Origin of the sequence: Rufibacter immobilis (assembly GCF_003721565.1) — a bacterium.
Taxonomy (GTDB): domain Bacteria; phylum Bacteroidota; class Bacteroidia; order Cytophagales; family Hymenobacteraceae; genus Nibribacter; species Nibribacter immobilis.
Map to the genome: position 1 here is coordinate 544,441 of NZ_RJJE01000009.1, position 18,302 is coordinate 562,742.

Sequence of the window (18,302 nt, forward strand, 5' to 3'; positions counted from 1 at the left end):
TTTCTGATTTAACCTCACATCCATGAAACGGTACTTCCACAACCTGGGCGAAAAAATCATTGAAGGCCTGATCACCATCAGCGGCACCGTGACCAGTATCACCGTGCTCCTGATTGTCTTCTACCTGTTCAAAGAAGGTCTGGGTGTGTTCAGCCAGACGCCGGTGGCGGAAGGGGCCGTACTTGCCATTCATCCGCAGAACCCGGTAAAAGAACTTTCGGCCGCCGAGGTGAAGGAGATTTTTGACCAGAACATCACCAACTGGAACCAAGTGGGTGGCCCTAATGCTCCCATTAAACTTTTTGAGGTAGATGACATCACCGACTACTACACCGAGGAACAAATTGGCCCCGACTTTGAATACCTGCCCCAGCGCATCAACGAGCTGGTCAGCAAAGACCCTAACATTCTCGCCTTCTTCCCAGACGAATACCTGGCCAAAGACTTTGCGGGAAAGCGGCTGGAGCTGGACAACATCTCTGTAAGTCAATTCTTGGGCGGGCGCCAGTGGTACCCCACTATTCAGCCGGCGGTGCAGATGGGAGTGCTCTCGCTTATCCTGGGCACGTTGTGGGTGAGCTTGGGGGCCATTGCCATCGCGCTTCCGCTGGGTCTGGCCACGTCTATTTATTTGGCAGAAATTGCCAACCCCAAACTGCGGAACTTCCTGAAGCCCGTCATAGAACTGCTGGCAGGTATTCCTTCCGTAGTCTATGGGTTCTTCGGGCTGGTGGTGGTGGTGCCTCTTATCCAAGATGTCTTCGGCTTGCCTGTGGGTGAGACAGCGCTAGCCGGTAGCATCATTCTGGGTATTATGGCACTACCCACCATCATCTCGGTTTCAGAAGACGCGCTGCGCACTACGCCCCGGGCCATGAAAGAAGCGAGCCTGGCCTTGGGAGCCTCCAAATGGCAGACCATTTACAAAGTGATGATCCCGTATTCCATCTCAGGCATCTCCACGGCCGCCATCCTGGGCATCGGTCGGGCCATTGGCGAAACCATGGCTGTCCTGATGGTGACCGGAAACGCCTCTGTCATTCCCAGCACGTTCCTGGAGCCGGTGAGAACCATCCCGGCCACCATTGCCGCCGAGCTGGGTGAGGCGCCCCAGGGCGGCATCCACTACCAGGCGCTTTTCGCGCTGGGTTGCATTTTGTTCCTCATGACGCTGGCCATTAACCTGACGGTGGACATGGTTTCGGCTAAAAAGAAAGCAAACAGATAAACCATGGCTTTTGCAAACAACACTTCTACCCAGAACTCCAAACGGCTGTCGCAGAACGTGGCTTTCTGGATCTTCCGGCTGCTGAGCTTCTCGGTGGTGGCCATCCTGGTGATTATTCTGGGCTTTATCATTGTGCGGGGCATCTCCGTGATCAGCTGGGAATTCTTAACCCAGATGCCCCGCGAAGGCATGACCGCCGGCGGCATTTATCCTGCCATTATAGGTACGTTGTGTCTGGTGGTGGGCAGCATGCTGTTCGCTTTCCCCATTGGTATTCTCTCGGGCATTTACATCAATGAGTACGCCAAAGACAGCTGGTTTAAGCGTTTCGTGAAGATGATGACCAATAACCTGGCGGGTATTCCGTCCATTGTGTTCGGGTTGTTTGGGATGGCCTTGTTCGTGAACCAGTTCGGGTTCGGGGATTCCATTCTGGCCGGCTCGCTCACCTTGGGTTTGCTGGCTTTGCCGGTGGTCATTAGAACCACCGAGGAATCGCTCAAAGCCATTGACAACTCCTTCAGGATAGGCAGCCTGGCGCTTGGGGCCACCAAATGGCAGACTACCAGCCGGGTGGTGCTGCCCATGGCGTTCCCCAACATCATTACCGGGCTTATCCTGTCCATAGGCCGGGTTTCTGGCGAAACGGCGCCCATTCTCTTTACCGTGGCCGCTTATTTTCTGCCCAAGCTACCCAACAGCATCTTTGACCAGGTCATGGCGCTGCCTTACCATTTGTACGTCATCTCTACCAGCGGCACCAACATTGAAGCCTCGCGGGCTATGGCCTACGGCACCGCCTTTGTATTGATCATGATTGTGCTGCTGGTGAACCTGCTGGCCAACTGGCTGCGCCGATATTTCAGCAGAAAAGTAAAAATGAACTAAACTGGCGTTTAGGAGCCGTTTTTCCAAAAAGAGCCCCTAGACGCAATACAAACCAGCAAAGGCCTTCCTTCCATTGAATATGAATAGTGTAGAAACCAAAGACCTTCACCTCTATTACGGCGATTTCCATGCGCTCAAAGGCATTACCATGGGCATGAAGAAAAACCAGGTGACAGCCTTCATCGGGCCCTCGGGGTGCGGGAAATCTACGTACCTGCGGTGCTTCAACCGCATGAACGACCTCATTGACGGCGTTAAGATTGAGGGCGAAATCATGATTGACGGCGTAGACATTTACCAGAAAAACATACAGGTAGATGACTTGCGCAAGCACGTGGGTATGGTGTTCCAGAAGCCTAACCCCTTCCCCAAGTCCATTTTTGAGAACGTGGCGTACGGCCTGCGCGTGAACGGCACCAAAGACAAGAAATTCATAGAGGAGCGCGTGGAGCGTTCTTTGAAACAGGCCGCCCTTTGGGACGAAGTCAAAGATAAGCTGAAGAAATCTGCCTTTGAGTTGTCTGGCGGGCAGCAGCAGCGCCTCTGCATTGCCCGGGCGCTGGCCATTGAGCCGTCTGTTTTGCTCATGGATGAACCCACCTCGGCCCTGGACCCGCTTTCCACGGCCAAAACCGAAGAGCTCATCCACGAGTTGAAGGAGAACTACACCATTGTGATTGTGACGCACAACATGCAGCAGGCTGGCCGCGTGAGCGACTACACCGCGTTCTTTTACCTGGGCGAGCTGGTGGAATACGGCAAAACCAAAACCATTTTCACCAACCCCAAAGACCAGCGCACCCAGAACTACATTACCGGCCGCTTCGGTTGATTCCGTTGGCGTTTAGGGGCTCTTTTTGGAAAAACAGCCCCTAAACGCCAACTCCGGCTGCGCGCTTTTGGGCAGACAGCATATCTCTATTGATTTTAGGCAGCGCCTTCGCCTTCAACAGAAACATAATATGAACCAACTAGATAAAGAACTTCTCAGGATCAAGAGCAAAGTAGAGGAGATGTGGACCCTGGTGGATTTCCAGGTGCAGGCCGGCCGCGAGGGCTTGGTTTCCCCAGATGAGGAACTGGCCAAGAAGGTGAGCAAAAGCGGCAAGAAGGTGAACTCCTATGACATCAAGATTGACCGCATGTGCGAGAACATCTTCGCGCTGTACAACCCGGTGGCGGTGGATTTGCGCTGGTTGCTGGCCATTCTCAAGATTAACTCCAACCTGGAACGCATAGGAGACTACGCCGAAAGCATCGCCCACATGCTCAAAGAAGCCAATCCGCCCATTGAGCCTACGTTGCTGGCCCAGAGCCGGGTACTGGAGATGTATGACGCCACCCAGACCATGCTGCAACAGGTTAGGCAGGCATTCTTTGAGGAAAACACTGAACTGGCCCGCCAGGTGATCAAGCGCGACAAGATCCTGAACAAGATCCACGGCAAGACAGACAAGATGCTGCTCAAGTACTTTCAGACGCACCCGCACAACATTCACCAGAGCCTCAAGGTATCGGGGATTATCCGGAAGTTGGAGCGCATCGGGGACCACACCACCAACATAGCCGAAGAAATTGTTTTCTATGTAGATGCCAAGGTGGTGAAGCACAAACAGAAAAAGAAGAAAAAAGACAAAGGCGAAGAATAAGCCCGCTTACTTTCCTGTACATCTTCCAAAGCCTGAGAATGCCTTCTCAGGCTTTGCTTTTTCTCAGCATTGCCTCCTACCCTACTTATGGTTCGCGTTTAGGGGGCCTTTTTCCAAAATCAGGCTAAAACCAGAGGGGCGGGGTGGGCAAGGCTACAAGTGCCCGCAAACGGAAGAACACTCCTAAAGTTTATGGGCCTGTGCCCCGCATTTCTTCTCTGGCAAAGTGATTTGCCCTCTAGCTATAAAAACAGAAAGGACGTCTCTCCCCCTTGAGACGCCCCTCTGCTTCATCTGCCCCATATACTTTAGCGACAGACGTATGACTATAACATGATTTTATCTAATTATTTCTAAATACAAAGCAAAGCTATTACAAATAGAACTATACAACTATATTATATTCTATTTACACGTAGCCCAGCTGCTTGCGGTACAATGCCTTCAAAGCAATAAGACGGGCCATAGATAAAATGGCAAGCTGCTCGCCTGTCATGAATCCGCTTGCATCTATCTTTAAAGCGTCTTCCTGTTGCAAAACATCTGCCTCAACGCCTTGTACTAGTTCGGTATTTTCCTGGTATAGCATAGCTTCTTGTATTAGATTTCTGATTCAAAACTACACACAATTGTTATCCGCAATTGGGATTTTAGCCATATCCCCTTCTTCACCCGCTGAATCTACCCAAATGCCTGACGAATTAATTTAGTACAATTAAACAAGCACCTAGAGGCTCTATTCTTGCCTTCCTGTCTATTAAGTGTTAATTTTGAGGTGTCTCAAGTCTTCTTCCCAATGCCTTTACTTCTCAGTCCAGATTACAAGCCGCCGCGTTACATGATGAATGGTCACTTTCAGACCATTCTCCCTAGCACCTTGAGGCGCCCACCGGCGTTGAGCTATAAAAGAGAGCGCATCCAGACCCCAGACAAAGATTTCCTGGATGTAGACTGGTCGGTGGTGGGCTCTAAGACGCTGGTGGTACTTTCCCATGGGTTGGAGGGCGACACAAACCGTCCCTATATGACGGGCATGGTCCATGCCATGAACAAAGCCGGCTGGGATGCCCTTGCCTGGAACTTCAGAAGCTGTAGCGGCGAACCCAACCACCTGCTGCGCTCTTACCACATGGGGGCCGTGGAAGACTTGGACCTGGTGGTGCGCCACGCCCTGCAAACCGGTAAATATGAGACCGTTTATCTGGTAGGCTTTAGTATGGGCGGCAACCTCACCTTAAATTATCTGGCCCAGTGGGCCGATAAAGTGCGCGCGCAAGTGGCCCGCGCCGCCGTTTTCTCCGTGCCCTGCCACATGAAAAGTGCCTGCACCCAATTGGCCAAACCCGCCAACCGCATCTACATGAAACGTTTCCTGAAATCGCTGCACCGGAAGCTCCTGGAAAAATCCCAGCGGTTTGAGGTGGACCTCACAGACTACCAGCAGATCACATCCTTTGAGCAGTTTGACGACCGCTACACGGCTCCCATGCACGGCTTCAAAAACGCCGATGACTACTATGAGCGCTGCAGCTCAGTCGGTCATCTGCACCGCATCCAGATTCCTACCCTGCTGGTGAATGCCCAAAATGACCCGTTCCTTTCCAAAGAGTGCTTTCCCGTGGAACAAGCTCGCCAAAACCCCAATTTTTACCTGGAGATGCCCCGGCAAGGCGGGCACGTGGGTTTCTCAGAAAACTTCCGGAAAGGCCTTTATTATTCTGAGCGCCGGGCGGTGACTTTCCTGCGGGGACAAGGCTAACCTGTTTTAGCCTTATTTTCAGAAAAACGGCCCCTAAACGGTTTTCCAGAATGAGTTTATTTGCACAAACGACACGTTGCTGTCTGCTTATACTAATAAGGAGTGCGCGCCGTTTTCTGACTGGTATTCAACCAAGAAAATGCCGTTGGCGGGAAAAATCATTTTATTAGAATTAGGGAATGGCGTATCTTTGCCTTTGTTAGAACTCTCCACTAAGAGATAGCTTTGAACCACTTACCAAAAACTTCCTGTCTGTTGCTCCTGAGCCTTCTTGTGCTCCTAGGTTCCTGCGGAAAGTCTTCTTATTCCACGTTCAGCAAGCCTAACGAAGAGTACCGTTCTGCCCGCGAGATAGCCGAGCTGAAACGGAAAGAAAGACTGGAGCGAAAGCGCTCCGGCTTTAAGGGCAATTCGCCCAAGGAAATCCGGATATCCAGCAGAGACAAGAAAAAGTCGCCGCGTTCCATTCGTATTTCCTCCTCCAACAACAACAAAGCCGTTAGCAGAGACATTCAGACGGTCATCTCCACGGCCCGCTCTTACCGGGGCACTCCCTATAAGTTTGGCGGCACCAGTCGTGTGGGCATGGATTGCTCGGGCTTGCTTTGCACCTCCTTTCAGGCCATTGACGTCAATTTGCCCCGTACCTCCACGGAGCAAAGTCAGTTTGGCCCGGCCATAGCCCCTCATCAACTGAGGGCCGGCGATCTGGTTTTCTTCAGCTCAAGCAACAGCGCGTATAATATTACGCACGTAGGAATGGTCACAGAGGTGAAAAGCGAGAACGAGATTTGGTTTATTCACGCGTCTACCTCATTAGGCGTGACCGAAGACAACCTGTTTGCGCCGTATTACCAGAAAATATTTGTAAAAGCCGTACGCCCCAGCATCTGATGGGGCGTTATTGTTTACAGACATCTATTGTAAAAATAGCCAATACTTACTGTTAAAATTAACAATACAATAACCAAGACACAGATAGAATAAGTGCTAATTAAAAACTTCGAAAAAGTGTTAGCAAAACATTAACTTAAGAGAGGTAAGTAAATTAAACTCTTAACATTATGTTCATAAAATACTTGCGAATAAAAAGATTTTAGTCTCTATCTTTGTCATGTCAATTTACTGACCGCAAAAAATGTCCTCCTACTACAGGAACCCTGCATTTTCTCTCCTTCGCCGCTCTGTTAACATCCTCTATGTTAACTTAACCATAGCTTACCGCTTTTTCTATTTACCTATTTTATTTTTTGTTCAAAAAAAACCCTTTATGAAAAACCTATTTACCCGATTGATGCTCATCGTGGTGATGTGTTTGCCAGTACACCTTAGTTGGGGTCAGGGTATCACTACATCTTCCATGAATGGCTTAATTACTGACCAAAGCAGTGAGGGGCTGATTGGTGCAACCGTAGTGGCTACGCATACCCCTACTGGCACCCGTTATGCTGTAGCTACAGGCGTAGACGGTCGGTTCACTATCCCAAACATGCGCGTTGGCGGTCCATACACCGTAGAAGTTAGCTATGTTGGCTTTCAAACTCAGAGAACTGAAAACATTGTTTTAAAACTTGCCGAGCCTTTTTCATTTAATACTAAACTGTCCCAATCCGGCACAGAGTTACAGGAAGTAGTTGTTACTGGTACGGATAGCAGGTCTGTGTTAAATGCTGAAAGAAGCGGTTCTGTGACCAACATCAGCAACCAAGAGATTCAGGCACTCCCTACAATTAGCCGCAGCATCAATGACTTCACTCGTTTGACACCACAGTCAAATGGCACTTCTATCGGCGGTGGCAACTATCGTCAGAACAACATCACCATTGACGGTTCTGAGTTTAACAACAACTTCGGTATTGGAACTAATTTACCGGGTGGTTCTGCCCAACCAATTTCACTGGACGCTATTGAAGAAATTTCTGTAAACGTAACGCCATATGACGTTCGCCAATCTGGTTTCATTGGTAGTGCCGTTAACGCTGTAACTCGTTCAGGTACTAATGATTTCTCTGGATCAGTGTATACTTTCTTCCGGAACCAGAACCAGCAAGGAAGTAAAGTAGGACCTGATGAAGTAATATTGCAAGACATGGATTATAAGCAATATGGCTTCAGGGTTGGTGGTCCTATCATTAAAAATAAGCTTTTCTTCTTCTTAAATGGAGAGATGGAGAAAACTATAAGACCAGGTCAAACACGTTTTGCCTCCACGTTAGATACTCCTTTTGGAACTAACCCTAATGCATCTCGTCCTACTGCTACTGAGCTGGACAACATCAGCAACTTCCTGAGAGAGAAATATGGTTATGAGACAGGCCCGTACCAAGGGTATGACTTTGAGAGCGAAAGCAAAAAGTTCTTGGTTAGATTAGACTGGAACATCACAGACAACCATAGATTCACGGTACGTTACAATCAACTGGAGAGCAGCACACCTAGCTTTATCAACGGCACATCTGCCCCTGGAGCGGCAGGTAACTTTAATGGCTCTAACAGCCGTACCACTATCAATGCTTTAGCCTTCAGCAACTCTAACTATTTCCAAGATGCTAACTTCTACTCATTAGCAGCAGAGTTGAACTCTAATTTCTTTGGAGGCAAGCTTTCAAACACCTTCCGTGGATCTTACACCAATCAGAATGACCCACGGACATCACAGAGCTCTTTATTCCCATTCGTGGATATCTTGAAAGACAATACTCCTTTTACATCTTTCGGATATGAACTATTTACCTATGGCAACTTAAGAGATGTTGAATCTTACTCTTTTGTAGATAATATTACCTGGTTTGCTGGAAAACATACTGTGACCGGCGGATTTCAATTAGATCTACATGAGACCAAAAATGGTTTTCAGCGCTATGGCACTAGCTACTACAAATTCAATTCATGGGATGATTTCGTAAATGGAGCCAGACCATCTGTTTACGCCCTGACCTACTCTCTTGCACCAGGTTTTGCCCAGGCATTCCCTAGCTTTAAGTTCAGACAGTATTCAGGATATCTTCAGGATGAAATCTCTTTAACTGATAACCTGAGACTGACCGTTGGTCTTCGCGTAGATTTACCAACCTATCCAGAGAAATTAGCTGAGCACCCAATTATTGCTAATCTCACATTTGATGCAGACCGTACTACTCCTGGTGGAGAAGAGAAATTCAGTACTGCTACTTTACCAAAGTCATCTCTCCTTTGGTCTCCTAGACTTGGATTCAATTGGGATGTGAAAGGTGACCGTTCCGTGCAAGTTCGTGGTGGTAGCGGTATCTTCACTGGCCGTGTACCTTTTGTGTGGATTGTATCACAAGCAAGTGATGCAGGTATGCTGCAAATTACGCAGACATTGGAAGGTGCTGATGCCCCACTTTTTGATCCAGACCCTAATGCCCACCGCCCAGCAGTTCAACCAGCGGCAGGAACTTTACTTGGCAGCAATATGACCTTTATTGCCAATGATTTCAAAATGCCCCAAACCTGGAAAAGCAACCTGGGAGTTGATGCGCAATTGCCATTTGGCATTGTAGGTACTTTAGAAGGGATCTATAACAAAGACCTGAACACTGCTATCTTTAGAAATGTCAATTTGGTAGCACCAACAGCTTTGAACTATGTATCTAAAGACGCTAATGGAAACGACGTTCTGTACCCAGACACAAGATTGTTCTATCCAAACGGAGTAGGCGCCAGACAACAATACTCACTGAATAGAAGCTCTGTAATTGAGAGTGGCGCTACAGGCAATTTCCAACCAGTAGTTCTTGACAATGCCTCAAAAGGATACTATTGGTCAGTAACTGCTAAATTGGACAAACGCTTTAGCAATGGATTGGCTGCCTCTGTGGCCTACGTGAGAAGTGAAGCTAAGACTCTATTTGACGGTAGCGGTGACCAAGCAGGATCTGCCTGGAGTGGTACTGCTACAGTAAATGGACCAAATACCCCTGAGTTAAGCTATGCCAGCTACGTTGTTCCAGACAGATTTGTAGCTTCCTTTTCTTATCGTAAAGAGTACTTAAAGTACTTTGGCACTAGTGTTTCATTGTTCTATGAAGGCTCAAGAGGTGGTAGATTCTCTTATACTTACTCTTCTGACTTCAACAGAGATGGCGTTAATAGCGATTTGATCTACATCCCAAGAGATGCCTCTGAAATCACCTTCGTTCCATTGACAGTAGGTACAGGCGCAAACGCCGTTACTTATACACCGCAACAGCAAAGTGACATGTTCTTCCGTTACATTGAACAGGATGAATATTTACGTGCTAACAAGGGTAAATATGCTGAGCGTAATGGCGCATTATTACCTTGGAGAAACCAATTCGACTTCAGATTACTACAAGATATCTTTGTGAATGTTGGAGGCAAGCGTAATACGCTCCAGTTTAGCTGGGATATCTTCAATGTAGGCAACTTCCTGAACAGCGATTGGGGTATCTTCCAGAATATCAACCAAAGAAACATTCTGACACCTGCTAACGCTTCTTCTGTAAGCAACACCGTCAAACCAACTTTCAGATTGAATACTGACAGAGGTTTGCCAGCCACTACTACATTCAGAAATGATATTTCAATCAGTTCTACTTACTACATGCAGTTTGGCTTACGCTACATCTTCAACTAACCTGAGAATCTAGAGTATTGAAAAAAGGCCAGAGTTTTTCTCTGGCCTTTTTTTTCTCAAAAAGCTAGAGGAAAACTACAGAATATTCTTCTAAAAAATTTGGCAGTTACCAAAACCTGTACTACTTTTGCATCATCAAAACGGGGGATTAGCTCAGCTGGCTAGAGCGCTTGCATGGCATGCAAGAGGTCATCGGTTCGACTCCGATATTCTCCACACTGATTATCAAGCACTTACAGCGTAAAAACTGTAAGTGCTTTTTTTGTTTTACATACAAAGTACATACAACTACACTGGATCTTAGTTTAAAGTCCTTATATTGATGTATTCTTAAATGAAAAGTCAGTATGTCACCAGATGAAATAAATAACCTCTACAGAAGTAATGATATACAGAGGTGGCAGAACTCAGAATGGGTTCTAGGCTATGAAGTAAGACTTTCCAATACCCCGAAACTTCAGTTAGATATTTGTAAAGAACTTGCAGGAGTTTACCCTAAGTGGTTCAGGTTCTCAAGTTGGAGAAATGGGTGTGGCTGTTATATTGTGCCAGTTTTACCCTCAATGGCAGAATTCAAAGAATACAATAAAGCCCTTCTCGAAGGCAAGAAAGGCTTTCAATTCAAAGGCATCGTAAAAGATGTGCCACTTAATTTCAAAAAGTGGGTATTTAATAATCAGAATGTAAACCCAGTTCCTCAGTTTGTCAAAGATAACTTTATTAAGGGGAACATAAAGTTAGGTTTAAAATATCCTTATAAAGAAAGACTTGTAGTTCAGTATCAGAACTTACTAGACGAATCAATTTCCGATACTGAACTACGCGATTTAAATCAAATTGCCTTCTTTCAGGCTAATAGAATTGAAAAGCACCTTAAAGGCTTAGCGTGTAAACAACATCCTACTATTGTGTCTTCTCTTATAGTGACACCTACAAAAGAAAGAAACTTAAATTTCACTGAAAGCTTTTGTTGTGAGGATTTTTGGTACCAAATTGTTGAAGAAGTAAAAACTATTCTACAAGTCGATTAAGAATTTTTCCACTCAATAATATAAACCTGCCCGTACTTAGTCCTTTCCTGAAATTGTGCCTCTGTAAGTCCTTCCTCCATGTCATTTAGCTTGAATTTCCCCGCCTCTCCGATTGAGTAAGTACCGTCTACCTCTTTGAAGGCAATAATAGGAGGGCTTGCCCCCCGTAGGGCTTCGGCTGCCTCCTGCGGGTTGATTGCACCGCTTAGGATTTGCTTCAGTATTGATCTGCTGTCTTTCATTTGCTGTTGTCGGTTAGATTGGTTTCGTCCATAGGAGCAGGCTCCGCATCACCTAGCAATGCGCATTCCTCATCAAGTATCACATGCACCCTGTTATTTACTTTGGCCTGCATTCTCTCTTCTGCCAATCCCTTCGTTTTTCCTATGCTGTACAGACCGTCAGAGCCTTCAATTACTATAGTGATACTGTTACTGCCTATTGATTTTTGAAGCTCTGAAATAGCTGTTTTAGGGTTTAACCTGCCATTAAGTAACTGCTTCAATATTTCCCGTTTATTTTCCTGCATACCTAGTACTCCTTTTCTAAAGTTTCGCTTATCTCATCATACTCCTGTTTGCTGATCCGTAGTACCTTCAGGCTCTTGAAAGGATGCTGCTCCTTTACTTTGCTTATTATAGTATCTACCTGGTCATTGGGAACATTCCCGTACTTTTCATTCACCATTACCAGTGAATGCTTTTCGGTGTAGCCCTCAACAATGAATACCTCCAATGAAGGGAATACTCTGTCAATTGGCTCGCCTTCCAGAACTTTGCGCAATGCGTTTATTTTATCCTGCTTGTTCATTGCTCTAACTCGTTAAGTAGTTTGGTTATTAATTCATTCAACTGCGTTTCTGTCAACCCGTCCAGCCTGCTCTGTACCTCTCCTGTATGCTCTACCGCTTTAAGAGTGGGTAAACCAAATGAAAGAAGCTTTGTGTAGAAGAGCAGCTTATCCTTCGGCTCAAGCTTTTTGAAGTCTTCCTGCACTATATCAAAGTTCTCATCTAGGAAGGCATTAACGCGCTCCCTCATGCCCGTTGTCACCTTATTAGGTACTCCCGGCTTCCTGCCGTTCGGGTTGTTGGTCATACCTTTTTTTAGCCCCATGTTTTGTAGTTATTTGTTATTTTCAAATCAAGTAAGCTAAGGGGTGCCACTATTGGCGTAGCACCCCCAGCAACTATAGCTTTCTCTTGTGCGCCTGAACTGCCCAGCCCACGAAGTCAGGATTTACTGAGAACTCCCCATCCTTCGCCTGTAACGCGCTCTTCAGCACCTCAAAGACCGGGGAAGAGCCTAAGACAGTGGGCAGAGGGTAGCGGTTGCCTTGCAGCTCCCTCAGCAGGTCTGAGCAGGTTCCGGCCACTGCCTGCAACTTCGCGTGCAGGCTCACCTCTTCGGGTGTGCGTAGGTAAACCCTGCAATAATCCTCCCTTATCCGCTCTTTGGCTTCCTCCTTTATCTCCGGCTCCCCCTCCCCGTTGATGCTGATGAAGGAAAGCGGCAACCGGGGCTCGCCCATTGAGGAAACGTTTGCCTGCGTCCGAAGGGCTGCCACGGCGCGTTTAAGCTCCTCCACGAGCCTGTAGGCATCTGCCAGTATCTCATTCTTCATGGTTTCGCTACGTAGGTTCAGGGCTTCGTACCGTTCGGTCACGTCCGTGATAAGCCTCTCCTCCGCGCTGGCTGTGCCCCCTGAGATAAGGCCGGTGAACACCTCATTGCTGAACTCGCCCATTTTCATGTTCAGGTAAGCTTCCTTCACCTTCCTTATGAGCGGGAATAGTTTTCTGCCGTTGGTAAGCATTGTGTTGTATAATCCCTCTTTCTCGCTGATGAGAATGGGCTGCTGTGCCTGGATAATGTTTTCCATTTTATTAATCGTTTAAAGGTTTACTGCGTCAATTTCCTCCTGTGTGGCTTCGCTCACGCTGGCTAAAGCTATGATGTCCTCCTTTGTGATTTCAATGTTCAAGGAGGTGCCGTATTTGCCCTTCAGTAGTTCCACTACTTCCATTGCTACCTGCTGCTGCTTGGCAGGAGTCAGGGTACTCATAATTGAATGTGTCATAATTATTATTGTTAAGATGAATGATGTTCTAAATTGAAAAGGGCGTTTACTACTTTTCATAGGAGTAATCAGAGATGAAGCGATTCAGATAAGTATGGAATGTATCAAAGTCCTTAGTTTCAGGTTTCCTTGATAAGAAGTAAGGGATCAATTTCCCCACTGTAATTTCACCTTTCAGAAAGTCGTCTACATAGGCAATAAAGCTGTTCTCTATTTCCTCAACCCCTTGAGTTTGACTTAATTCAAAAAGTGCCTCTTGGTTACGCTTCAGAAAACTCAGATTGCAAGTACTCTTTGCACGCTGTCCTTTTTTTTGTTTCTTATTGTACATCTCAATCCGTTCGGCATAGATCCTATTGAGTAAGTTCTCCAGTCGATTGATCTTATTGAGTTTGGCAGTCTCAGCTTCTTGTGCCTCTCTTTTGGCTTTGCGTTCTGCTGCCTCTTTAGCTTTTTGTGTTTTAGTATCTATTGGTTCATTAGTACCATCAGAAGAAAAAGAAGAACTAACTGTAGGTGTGTCAACACCTACCATATTCTTTTCTTTTCTTAAGTTGCTTATAGGTTCCTTATTAGGTTCCTTATAAGTTCCTTTATGCTTACTGATTTCGGGTAAAAGTTTACTGAAATAAGACAATAGTTTACCGTTATCAGTTAATAGTTTTCCGTTTTCAGCAAACTGGTAAATCTGAGGAATTAGGGCTAATACACTTTCTTTATTAACACAGAAGTAAGAGCATTTAGGCATACCTTTACGTTCAACTTTTATTATTCCAAGCATTTCAAATTTCTTAATGATGGTAGATAGTTGAGCTTTCCTTATTTTGGTTTCTTCAGCAATCCTTCTTATCGAATAGTAAAACTCAACTAGGTTTTTAAAGGAGCTTGCTTTTACCATAAGCCATTCAAAGAGGACAACTTCAGATAGGTCAAAAAAGTCTGTATAATTCTGTAACCTAAGAATATTGATGGCGAGGGGGTTAAACTCTTTATCTTTAGGTGCACTCATCTAACCCTCCTTTTTCAATTTCTGCCATGTTGGTGGTGTAGAATCCGGCTCGGAAATGGGTAATAGGACAAAAGCCTTTCCATACCAGAGCGATTGCTCCGGCTTTCCGTAAAGTGGCTACATAGCGGCAAATTGATGCTCTTTCTATGCCCGTCTTATGGGCAATCATTAGCATGGTGGCGGGAGTTTGATAAAAGGCAGCTCTTATTAAACTAAGTTGTTTTTGGCCTTTATCTGTATTATCTTTGCTTCTGTCAAATTGCAAAGAATCTTTAGGAGGAGTTAAATGTTTAGGCATTAGCTCCTCCTTTCTTTTTACGTCTTGAACTTCTGGCTAAGGTTAGCTCAATTTCGCCTGTATTCCTTTTATCAACTGTTTGGGAATCTAGCCAAACAAGCAACTCCTTACGGCTAAAAATTAGCTGCCTCCCAAATGTTTTAAAGGGTATCTCTTTAGCAGCTGTCTTTTTGTATAGCTGTGATTCACTTATTTTGCAACCCTGGTCATTGAGAAATTTTAGAGCCTGCTCTTTGTTGCAGCGGTCAGGATGGCTTTGCTTACCATCATTTTTCAATAATTTAAGAAGCTCTTCTAGGAGAAACTCTTGCCGGTTAAACCGTCTTTCAATTACTGCAAATGGATTATCTATCATGGTCTTTACGTTAATGTATAGACCAAACTTACGAGGATTAGTAGTTGCTATTTTTGCTTAGAAGTTGCTGCAACTAATTAGCAACTTCTAGGTTGTCGGAAAATTTTTGTAGCTGTTCTTTTATCGACTGCACTTCTGCACTCTCTGAGGCCGACAAACCTTTCTTGTCTTTGTTATTTATATTCTTGTTTAAAGCTTGCCTTTTTCCAATGTTCCCAAAACTAGTAGTTAAAGCTTTCCAAATGGCAGTTTGGTTTATACTAATTGAGTTCTGATTTAATGATTCTACAACCAGTTTTAAGTCTATAAGTGCGTATAACAGATATAAAATTCTTCGAGGCTTAACATTGGCAAAATGGACTTTCATTTGAGGGTATAACTTTTTCCCATCTTCATTTAAGTAATTTTTAAAAGAGATAAAATCCGAATCAAAAGTATGATTTGGGCTATTATCAGATGTAAGACAATTCTCTACATCATCACTTCTAATGCCTTCTAAAAAGTCTTGATAAGTTAGCTCTTGAGAAGCACAAGTTAAAGCAATCTTAAAAAGTTTATCTTGATTAAATCCATAATAATCTAAAACTTCCCATTCCCTTCTTTCTTGCAACTTTATACCAACTTTATTTTGTATTGAAGGGAAATCTAAATTAAAGGAAGCACACGTAACATCAAGAAGGGTAATAAACTGCTTTTCTACAATAAAGCAGTTTATTACATAATTTTTAAAATCAGTTAATTTTTCTAATTTACTTTCTATCTTACAATAACTATCTATTATTTTCTCATTCCTCTTTCGGGTAAAAGAACCTTTACCTATAGCCCTACTAAAATCTCTAATTATTCTTTGTACGTACAGCTCCCTATCTTCTGCTGCAAGTTCAAATAGATTGTTTTCTATTTCACTGATAGTCTCATTAAATATATTGTTAGTAGCTGTTTTCATTAAAACACCTTCTAGTTGTTGGAAGAGCTCTTCATGTAACTTTATTTGTCTTTCCCATTTATGTTTGTGTTGCTCAGGTATATTTTGAGGAAAAGACAATCCTTGAAAAATTGAACAAAATTTTATTAAATTATCATGTATGAGCATAGAATAGCGTATTAAAACTTAGTCAACAAAATTGCATTTTTTACCCGCTCTTCCTGCTCAAATGATGCAAGATAGTTTTCAGTCGTTTTAAGGTCATTGTGGCCTAGACTTTCGGATATGAAAGCAATATTAGCACCGGAACGTTTTAAAACGGTAGCGTAACTATGGCGGGCTGTGTATGTGCTTATATTTTGTATACCTAAATTCTTACCTATAGCTTTCATTTTGGTATTCATAAGCTTAGTAATATTCTTAATCTTAGTACGCTCCATTTCAGGGCTTTCACCACCTTGCAGGATAGGGAATAGGAATGTATCAGGAGTTTCCTCAATATTGCCCCAGCGCTTTATAATAGCCTCCATTTCGGGCAGCAATGGTGCATGTATAAGTTTTTTCTTTTTGGCCTTTGCAATAGTTTTTTGACGGTAAAAGCAAATTTCACCGTTTCGGATGTTGGAGTACTTGAACTTACAAAGGTCTGTAATATTGGCTCCGTTACATAAATAGGAGAAAAACCACAAATCCCGACACATCTCTATAGTATGGGTTTCACAATCATACTTTACAATCTTACCAATATCGCTAATGCTTAAGGCTATGTTGCGGCCTTCGTGTTGAGGTATCTCGTATTTGCCTTTCCCGAACGGGTGCTGTGTTGGCTTTATTAAGCCCGTGCTCTTTGCCTCATTTACTACAACTTGCAATGCTCGCATGTACATAGATATAGTAGTATAGCTTTTCTGCTCTGATAGCAAATGTTGCTCATAGCGTTTTAACCAATCAACTGTTATTTGGCTAAACTTTATCTTATCACCTGCAAACAAGTCTAAACTTCGTAAGGTGTATTTATACCAATCGGCTGTACTCACTTTGCCGTTTTCTTTTAGGTCTGCTATTCTGTTTGTAAAAGCCGCATGTACTGTATCTTCGGCAGAATTGCCTTTGCTCATTCGTTTGTTAAGTGAATCAAACGAAAACAGGTCAAGCTTTACAAGTTTCTCTACATGGTGTTTAACTACTATGGCAGCATCCGTTACCGTTTGCCTAATATCTTTTAACTCCTTAACCTTTGCTGTTGGCAGACGCTCCCAATCAGATACAGAAAGAGCCGAGCCAGTTGAATAGTACTTCTGTACTCTTTGATGCGTAACCCTTACCCTTATTGGGTATGTTCCGTTCTTATTGGGTTTCCTAGTGTCAAGAAGAGCCACAATTTTAACTCCTCCATCTTTTGGGGTAAAATCAAACATACTGCATTCACTTAAAGTGTATGTACTTCAAAAGCATTACATACAAAGTACATACAAATATAGCGAATACATGAAAGTTAAAGAAATATAATGCGAGGTTAAAACAGTCTAATTCTGCGTTTTAAGCATCTTTCAAGCATTATTGATAAAAGGTAAAAACCATTGAAAAAGACACAGTCCTGCATGGCATGCAAGAGGTCATCGGTTCGACTCCGATATTCTCCACTAAAGGCTCACCCAACGGTGAGCCTTTTTTATTTCACATTAGCCTTTTAAGGCTGCCGCGTCTTGCGAGCCCGCCCCTCCCATAGCTCTCCCCTTGGGCTTTTTTAGCGGAAATGTAGTACCCTACGTCAGTAAGTAAAGGCAGAATTCCGTTATTTTGCTGCTAGTACAGAGTAAATGAATAATCACGTATCCTTGACGCAGAAAGACCTAGTTGAGATTGCCTACAGATGGGTTCTGAAGGAAGCTGGATGCGCTGCTTCCTTCAGGGAGTATATGAAGCCCGATGTTGGTGAATGCCCTGTCATTGGGTTTGCCTCCTTCGGGAAAAGCGTATTGGTTCAAGTAAATACCACCCGCGCAGAATTTGACCAAGCCATGGCCAGCCAGTTTTGGCTGCAGCCGGAAAACAACATGGGGAGGTATCGGTTTCTATGTGTGCCTCAGGACTTGGTGCAACCAGAAGAACTTCCAGAACGCTGGGGCCTGCTTTACGTTGATGAGGCACAGAAAATAACCTGCGTATACAACCCGTATAGCCCCAACGGTAGCTACTTCTGGCGCAATGGTTTTGAAGACGAGAACCTGTACAACCTGTTGGGGCAAAACGAACAGCTCTACGCCGCCTGTAGACGCTTTAAATACATGGCCCGATTCCTCAATTAACCTTTGCCCCTATTGAGTATTCAATACACCCATCATGCGGCTAAAGCTATCGGGATGCGTTTAGAGGCTTAAAATCTGAAAATCGCTAAAAACAAGGCCGCCCCTGCATTGGCAAGGGCGGCCTTGTTTTTAGCGATTAACTGCCAGAAAG

The 18,302-nt window shown here is 44.6% G+C and carries 21 protein-coding genes and 1 tRNA gene; 10 read left to right on the forward strand and 12 right to left on the reverse strand.

The genetic code is table 11. The annotated features are described in order from the left end of the window. Nucleotides 1-22 precede the first annotated feature (22 nt). From pstC to phoU, 4 genes are all read left to right on the forward strand, one after another. Nucleotides 23-1,228, forward strand: a complete 1,206-nt coding sequence (gene pstC, locus EFA69_RS09490; protein ID WP_123132847.1) for a phosphate ABC transporter permease subunit PstC — start codon at nt 23-25, stop codon at nt 1,226-1,228. Nucleotides 1,229-1,231: 3 nt separating this feature from the next. Then, nucleotides 1,232-2,116: a phosphate ABC transporter permease PstA gene (pstA, locus tag EFA69_RS09495; RefSeq protein ID WP_123132848.1), complete on the forward strand. Its 885-nt coding sequence runs from the start codon at nt 1,232-1,234 to the stop codon at nt 2,114-2,116. A 79-nt stretch (nt 2,117-2,195) separates the two neighbouring features. Next, nucleotides 2,196-2,948 carry a phosphate ABC transporter ATP-binding protein PstB gene (pstB, locus tag EFA69_RS09500; RefSeq protein WP_123132849.1) on the forward strand — a complete coding sequence of 251 codons (753 nt, stop codon included), beginning with the start codon at nt 2,196-2,198 and terminating at the stop codon, nt 2,946-2,948. A gap of 130 nt (nt 2,949-3,078) precedes the next feature. After that, entirely contained in the window at nt 3,079-3,765 is a 687-nt protein-coding gene (gene phoU, locus EFA69_RS09505; RefSeq protein ID WP_123132850.1) for a phosphate signaling complex protein PhoU, read from the forward strand. A gap of 409 nt (nt 3,766-4,174) precedes the next feature. Here phoU and EFA69_RS09510 read toward each other — a convergent pair whose 3' ends face one another. Beyond that, entirely contained in the window at nt 4,175-4,354 is a 180-nt protein-coding gene (locus tag EFA69_RS09510) for a hypothetical protein (protein WP_123132851.1), read from the reverse strand. A 207-nt stretch (nt 4,355-4,561) separates the two neighbouring features. Here EFA69_RS09510 and EFA69_RS09515 point away from each other — a divergent pair, with 207 nt between their 5' ends. From EFA69_RS09515 to EFA69_RS09535, 5 genes are all read left to right on the forward strand, one after another. Further along, nucleotides 4,562-5,524, forward strand: coding sequence for a YheT family hydrolase (locus tag EFA69_RS09515; protein ID WP_123132852.1), 963 nt, complete (start codon nt 4,562-4,564; stop codon nt 5,522-5,524). Between the two features lie 225 nt (nt 5,525-5,749). Then, nucleotides 5,750-6,418, forward strand: coding sequence for a C40 family peptidase (locus tag EFA69_RS09520; protein WP_245964533.1), 669 nt, complete (start codon nt 5,750-5,752; stop codon nt 6,416-6,418). Between the two features lie 244 nt (nt 6,419-6,662). Further along, nucleotides 6,663-10,145: a TonB-dependent receptor gene (locus tag EFA69_RS09525; protein WP_245964534.1), complete on the forward strand. Its 3,483-nt coding sequence runs from the start codon at nt 6,663-6,665 to the stop codon at nt 10,143-10,145. 142 nt (nt 10,146-10,287) lie between these two features. Then, nucleotides 10,288-10,361, forward strand: a tRNA-Ala gene (locus tag EFA69_RS09530). Between the two features lie 131 nt (nt 10,362-10,492). Beyond that, nucleotides 10,493-11,176, forward strand: coding sequence for a hypothetical protein (locus EFA69_RS09535; RefSeq protein ID WP_123132854.1), 684 nt, complete (start codon nt 10,493-10,495; stop codon nt 11,174-11,176). Here the strand turns inward: EFA69_RS09535 and EFA69_RS09540 are convergent. The 11 genes from EFA69_RS09540 to EFA69_RS09585 all read right to left on the reverse strand — a co-directional run bounded on the left by EFA69_RS09540 (nt 11,173) and on the right by EFA69_RS09585 (nt 17,260). Then, the gene (locus EFA69_RS09540) at nt 11,173-11,418 is read right to left on the reverse strand and encodes a hypothetical protein (RefSeq protein ID WP_123132855.1); all 246 of its coding nucleotides are present in this window, start codon (nt 11,416-11,418) and stop codon (nt 11,173-11,175) included. The genes EFA69_RS09535 and EFA69_RS09540 overlap by 4 nt on opposite strands. Beyond that, on the reverse strand, nt 11,415-11,705 hold the full coding sequence (locus tag EFA69_RS09545; RefSeq protein WP_123132856.1) for a hypothetical protein: 291 nt from the start codon (nt 11,703-11,705) through the stop codon (nt 11,415-11,417). The genes EFA69_RS09540 and EFA69_RS09545 overlap by 4 nt, the downstream gene beginning before the upstream one ends. Nucleotides 11,706-11,707: 2 nt before the next feature. Further along, complete coding sequence (locus EFA69_RS09550) at nt 11,708-11,986, reverse strand: hypothetical protein (protein ID WP_123132857.1); 279 nt, start codon at nt 11,984-11,986, stop codon at nt 11,708-11,710. Beyond that, nucleotides 11,983-12,273, reverse strand: coding sequence for a hypothetical protein (locus EFA69_RS09555; protein ID WP_221175704.1), 291 nt, complete (start codon nt 12,271-12,273; stop codon nt 11,983-11,985). The genes EFA69_RS09550 and EFA69_RS09555 overlap by 4 nt, the downstream gene beginning before the upstream one ends. 91 nt (nt 12,274-12,364) lie before the next feature. Then, entirely contained in the window at nt 12,365-13,057 is a 693-nt protein-coding gene (locus tag EFA69_RS09560; protein ID WP_123132859.1) for a hypothetical protein, read from the reverse strand. A gap of 12 nt (nt 13,058-13,069) precedes the next feature. Then, entirely contained in the window at nt 13,070-13,255 is a 186-nt protein-coding gene (locus EFA69_RS20120) for a hypothetical protein (RefSeq protein WP_148041317.1), read from the reverse strand. Between the two features lie 49 nt (nt 13,256-13,304). After that, complete coding sequence (locus tag EFA69_RS09565; protein ID WP_123132860.1) at nt 13,305-14,264, reverse strand: hypothetical protein; 960 nt, start codon at nt 14,262-14,264, stop codon at nt 13,305-13,307. Continuing rightward, a complete protein-coding gene (locus EFA69_RS09570; protein WP_123132861.1) occupies nt 14,251-14,562 on the reverse strand; it encodes a hypothetical protein in 312 nt (103 codons plus the stop codon). The genes EFA69_RS09565 and EFA69_RS09570 overlap by 14 nt, the downstream gene beginning before the upstream one ends. Beyond that, the gene (locus EFA69_RS09575; protein WP_123132862.1) at nt 14,555-14,917 is read right to left on the reverse strand and encodes a MerR family transcriptional regulator; all 363 of its coding nucleotides are present in this window, start codon (nt 14,915-14,917) and stop codon (nt 14,555-14,557) included. The genes EFA69_RS09570 and EFA69_RS09575 overlap by 8 nt, the downstream gene beginning before the upstream one ends. Before the next feature lie 73 nt (nt 14,918-14,990). Then, on the reverse strand, nt 14,991-16,010 hold the full coding sequence (locus tag EFA69_RS09580) for a hypothetical protein (protein WP_148041318.1): 1,020 nt from the start codon (nt 16,008-16,010) through the stop codon (nt 14,991-14,993). A gap of 11 nt (nt 16,011-16,021) precedes the next feature. Further along, complete coding sequence (locus tag EFA69_RS09585) at nt 16,022-17,260, reverse strand: site-specific integrase (RefSeq protein ID WP_123132864.1); 1,239 nt, start codon at nt 17,258-17,260, stop codon at nt 16,022-16,024. A 402-nt stretch (nt 17,261-17,662) separates the two neighbouring features. On the opposite strand from EFA69_RS09585, the gene EFA69_RS09590 reads away from it, so the two are divergent. Further along, nucleotides 17,663-18,151, forward strand: a complete 489-nt coding sequence (locus EFA69_RS09590) for a hypothetical protein (protein WP_148041319.1) — start codon at nt 17,663-17,665, stop codon at nt 18,149-18,151. Nucleotides 18,152-18,302: the final 151 nt, after the last annotated feature.

What these genes read in the sequence shown, in the direction of transcription:
- EFA69_RS09580 (WP_148041318.1), bottom strand. Translation starts at nt 16,010, where the DNA reads ATGCTCATACATGATAATTTAATAAAATTTTGTTCAATTTTTCAAGGA.
- EFA69_RS09555 (WP_221175704.1), bottom strand. Translation starts at nt 12,273, where the DNA reads ATGACCAACAACCCGAACGGCAGGAAGCCGGGAGTACCTAATAAGGTG.
- pstA (WP_123132848.1), top strand. Translation starts at nt 1,232, where the DNA reads ATGGCTTTTGCAAACAACACTTCTACCCAGAACTCCAAACGGCTGTCG.
- EFA69_RS09525 (WP_245964534.1), top strand. Translation starts at nt 6,663, where the DNA reads ATGTCCTCCTACTACAGGAACCCTGCATTTTCTCTCCTTCGCCGCTCT.
- EFA69_RS09590 (WP_148041319.1), top strand. Translation starts at nt 17,663, where the DNA reads ATGAATAATCACGTATCCTTGACGCAGAAAGACCTAGTTGAGATTGCC.
- EFA69_RS09565 (WP_123132860.1), bottom strand. Translation starts at nt 14,264, where the DNA reads ATGAGTGCACCTAAAGATAAAGAGTTTAACCCCCTCGCCATCAATATT.
- pstC (WP_123132847.1), top strand. Translation starts at nt 23, where the DNA reads ATGAAACGGTACTTCCACAACCTGGGCGAAAAAATCATTGAAGGCCTG.
- EFA69_RS09515 (WP_123132852.1), top strand. Translation starts at nt 4,562, where the DNA reads ATGCCTTTACTTCTCAGTCCAGATTACAAGCCGCCGCGTTACATGATG.
- EFA69_RS09545 (WP_123132856.1), bottom strand. Translation starts at nt 11,705, where the DNA reads ATGCAGGAAAATAAACGGGAAATATTGAAGCAGTTACTTAATGGCAGG.
- EFA69_RS09510 (WP_123132851.1), bottom strand. Translation starts at nt 4,354, where the DNA reads ATGCTATACCAGGAAAATACCGAACTAGTACAAGGCGTTGAGGCAGAT.
- EFA69_RS09575 (WP_123132862.1), bottom strand. Translation starts at nt 14,917, where the DNA reads ATGATAGATAATCCATTTGCAGTAATTGAAAGACGGTTTAACCGGCAA.
- EFA69_RS09550 (WP_123132857.1), bottom strand. Translation starts at nt 11,986, where the DNA reads ATGAACAAGCAGGATAAAATAAACGCATTGCGCAAAGTTCTGGAAGGC.
- EFA69_RS09585 (WP_123132864.1), bottom strand. Translation starts at nt 17,260, where the DNA reads ATGTTTGATTTTACCCCAAAAGATGGAGGAGTTAAAATTGTGGCTCTT.
- EFA69_RS09560 (WP_123132859.1), bottom strand. Translation starts at nt 13,057, where the DNA reads ATGGAAAACATTATCCAGGCACAGCAGCCCATTCTCATCAGCGAGAAA.
- pstB (WP_123132849.1), top strand. Translation starts at nt 2,196, where the DNA reads ATGAATAGTGTAGAAACCAAAGACCTTCACCTCTATTACGGCGATTTC.
- phoU (WP_123132850.1), top strand. Translation starts at nt 3,079, where the DNA reads ATGAACCAACTAGATAAAGAACTTCTCAGGATCAAGAGCAAAGTAGAG.
- EFA69_RS09540 (WP_123132855.1), bottom strand. Translation starts at nt 11,418, where the DNA reads ATGAAAGACAGCAGATCAATACTGAAGCAAATCCTAAGCGGTGCAATC.
- EFA69_RS09570 (WP_123132861.1), bottom strand. Translation starts at nt 14,562, where the DNA reads ATGCCTAAACATTTAACTCCTCCTAAAGATTCTTTGCAATTTGACAGA.
- EFA69_RS09535 (WP_123132854.1), top strand. Translation starts at nt 10,493, where the DNA reads ATGTCACCAGATGAAATAAATAACCTCTACAGAAGTAATGATATACAG.
- EFA69_RS20120 (WP_148041317.1), bottom strand. Translation starts at nt 13,255, where the DNA reads ATGACACATTCAATTATGAGTACCCTGACTCCTGCCAAGCAGCAGCAG.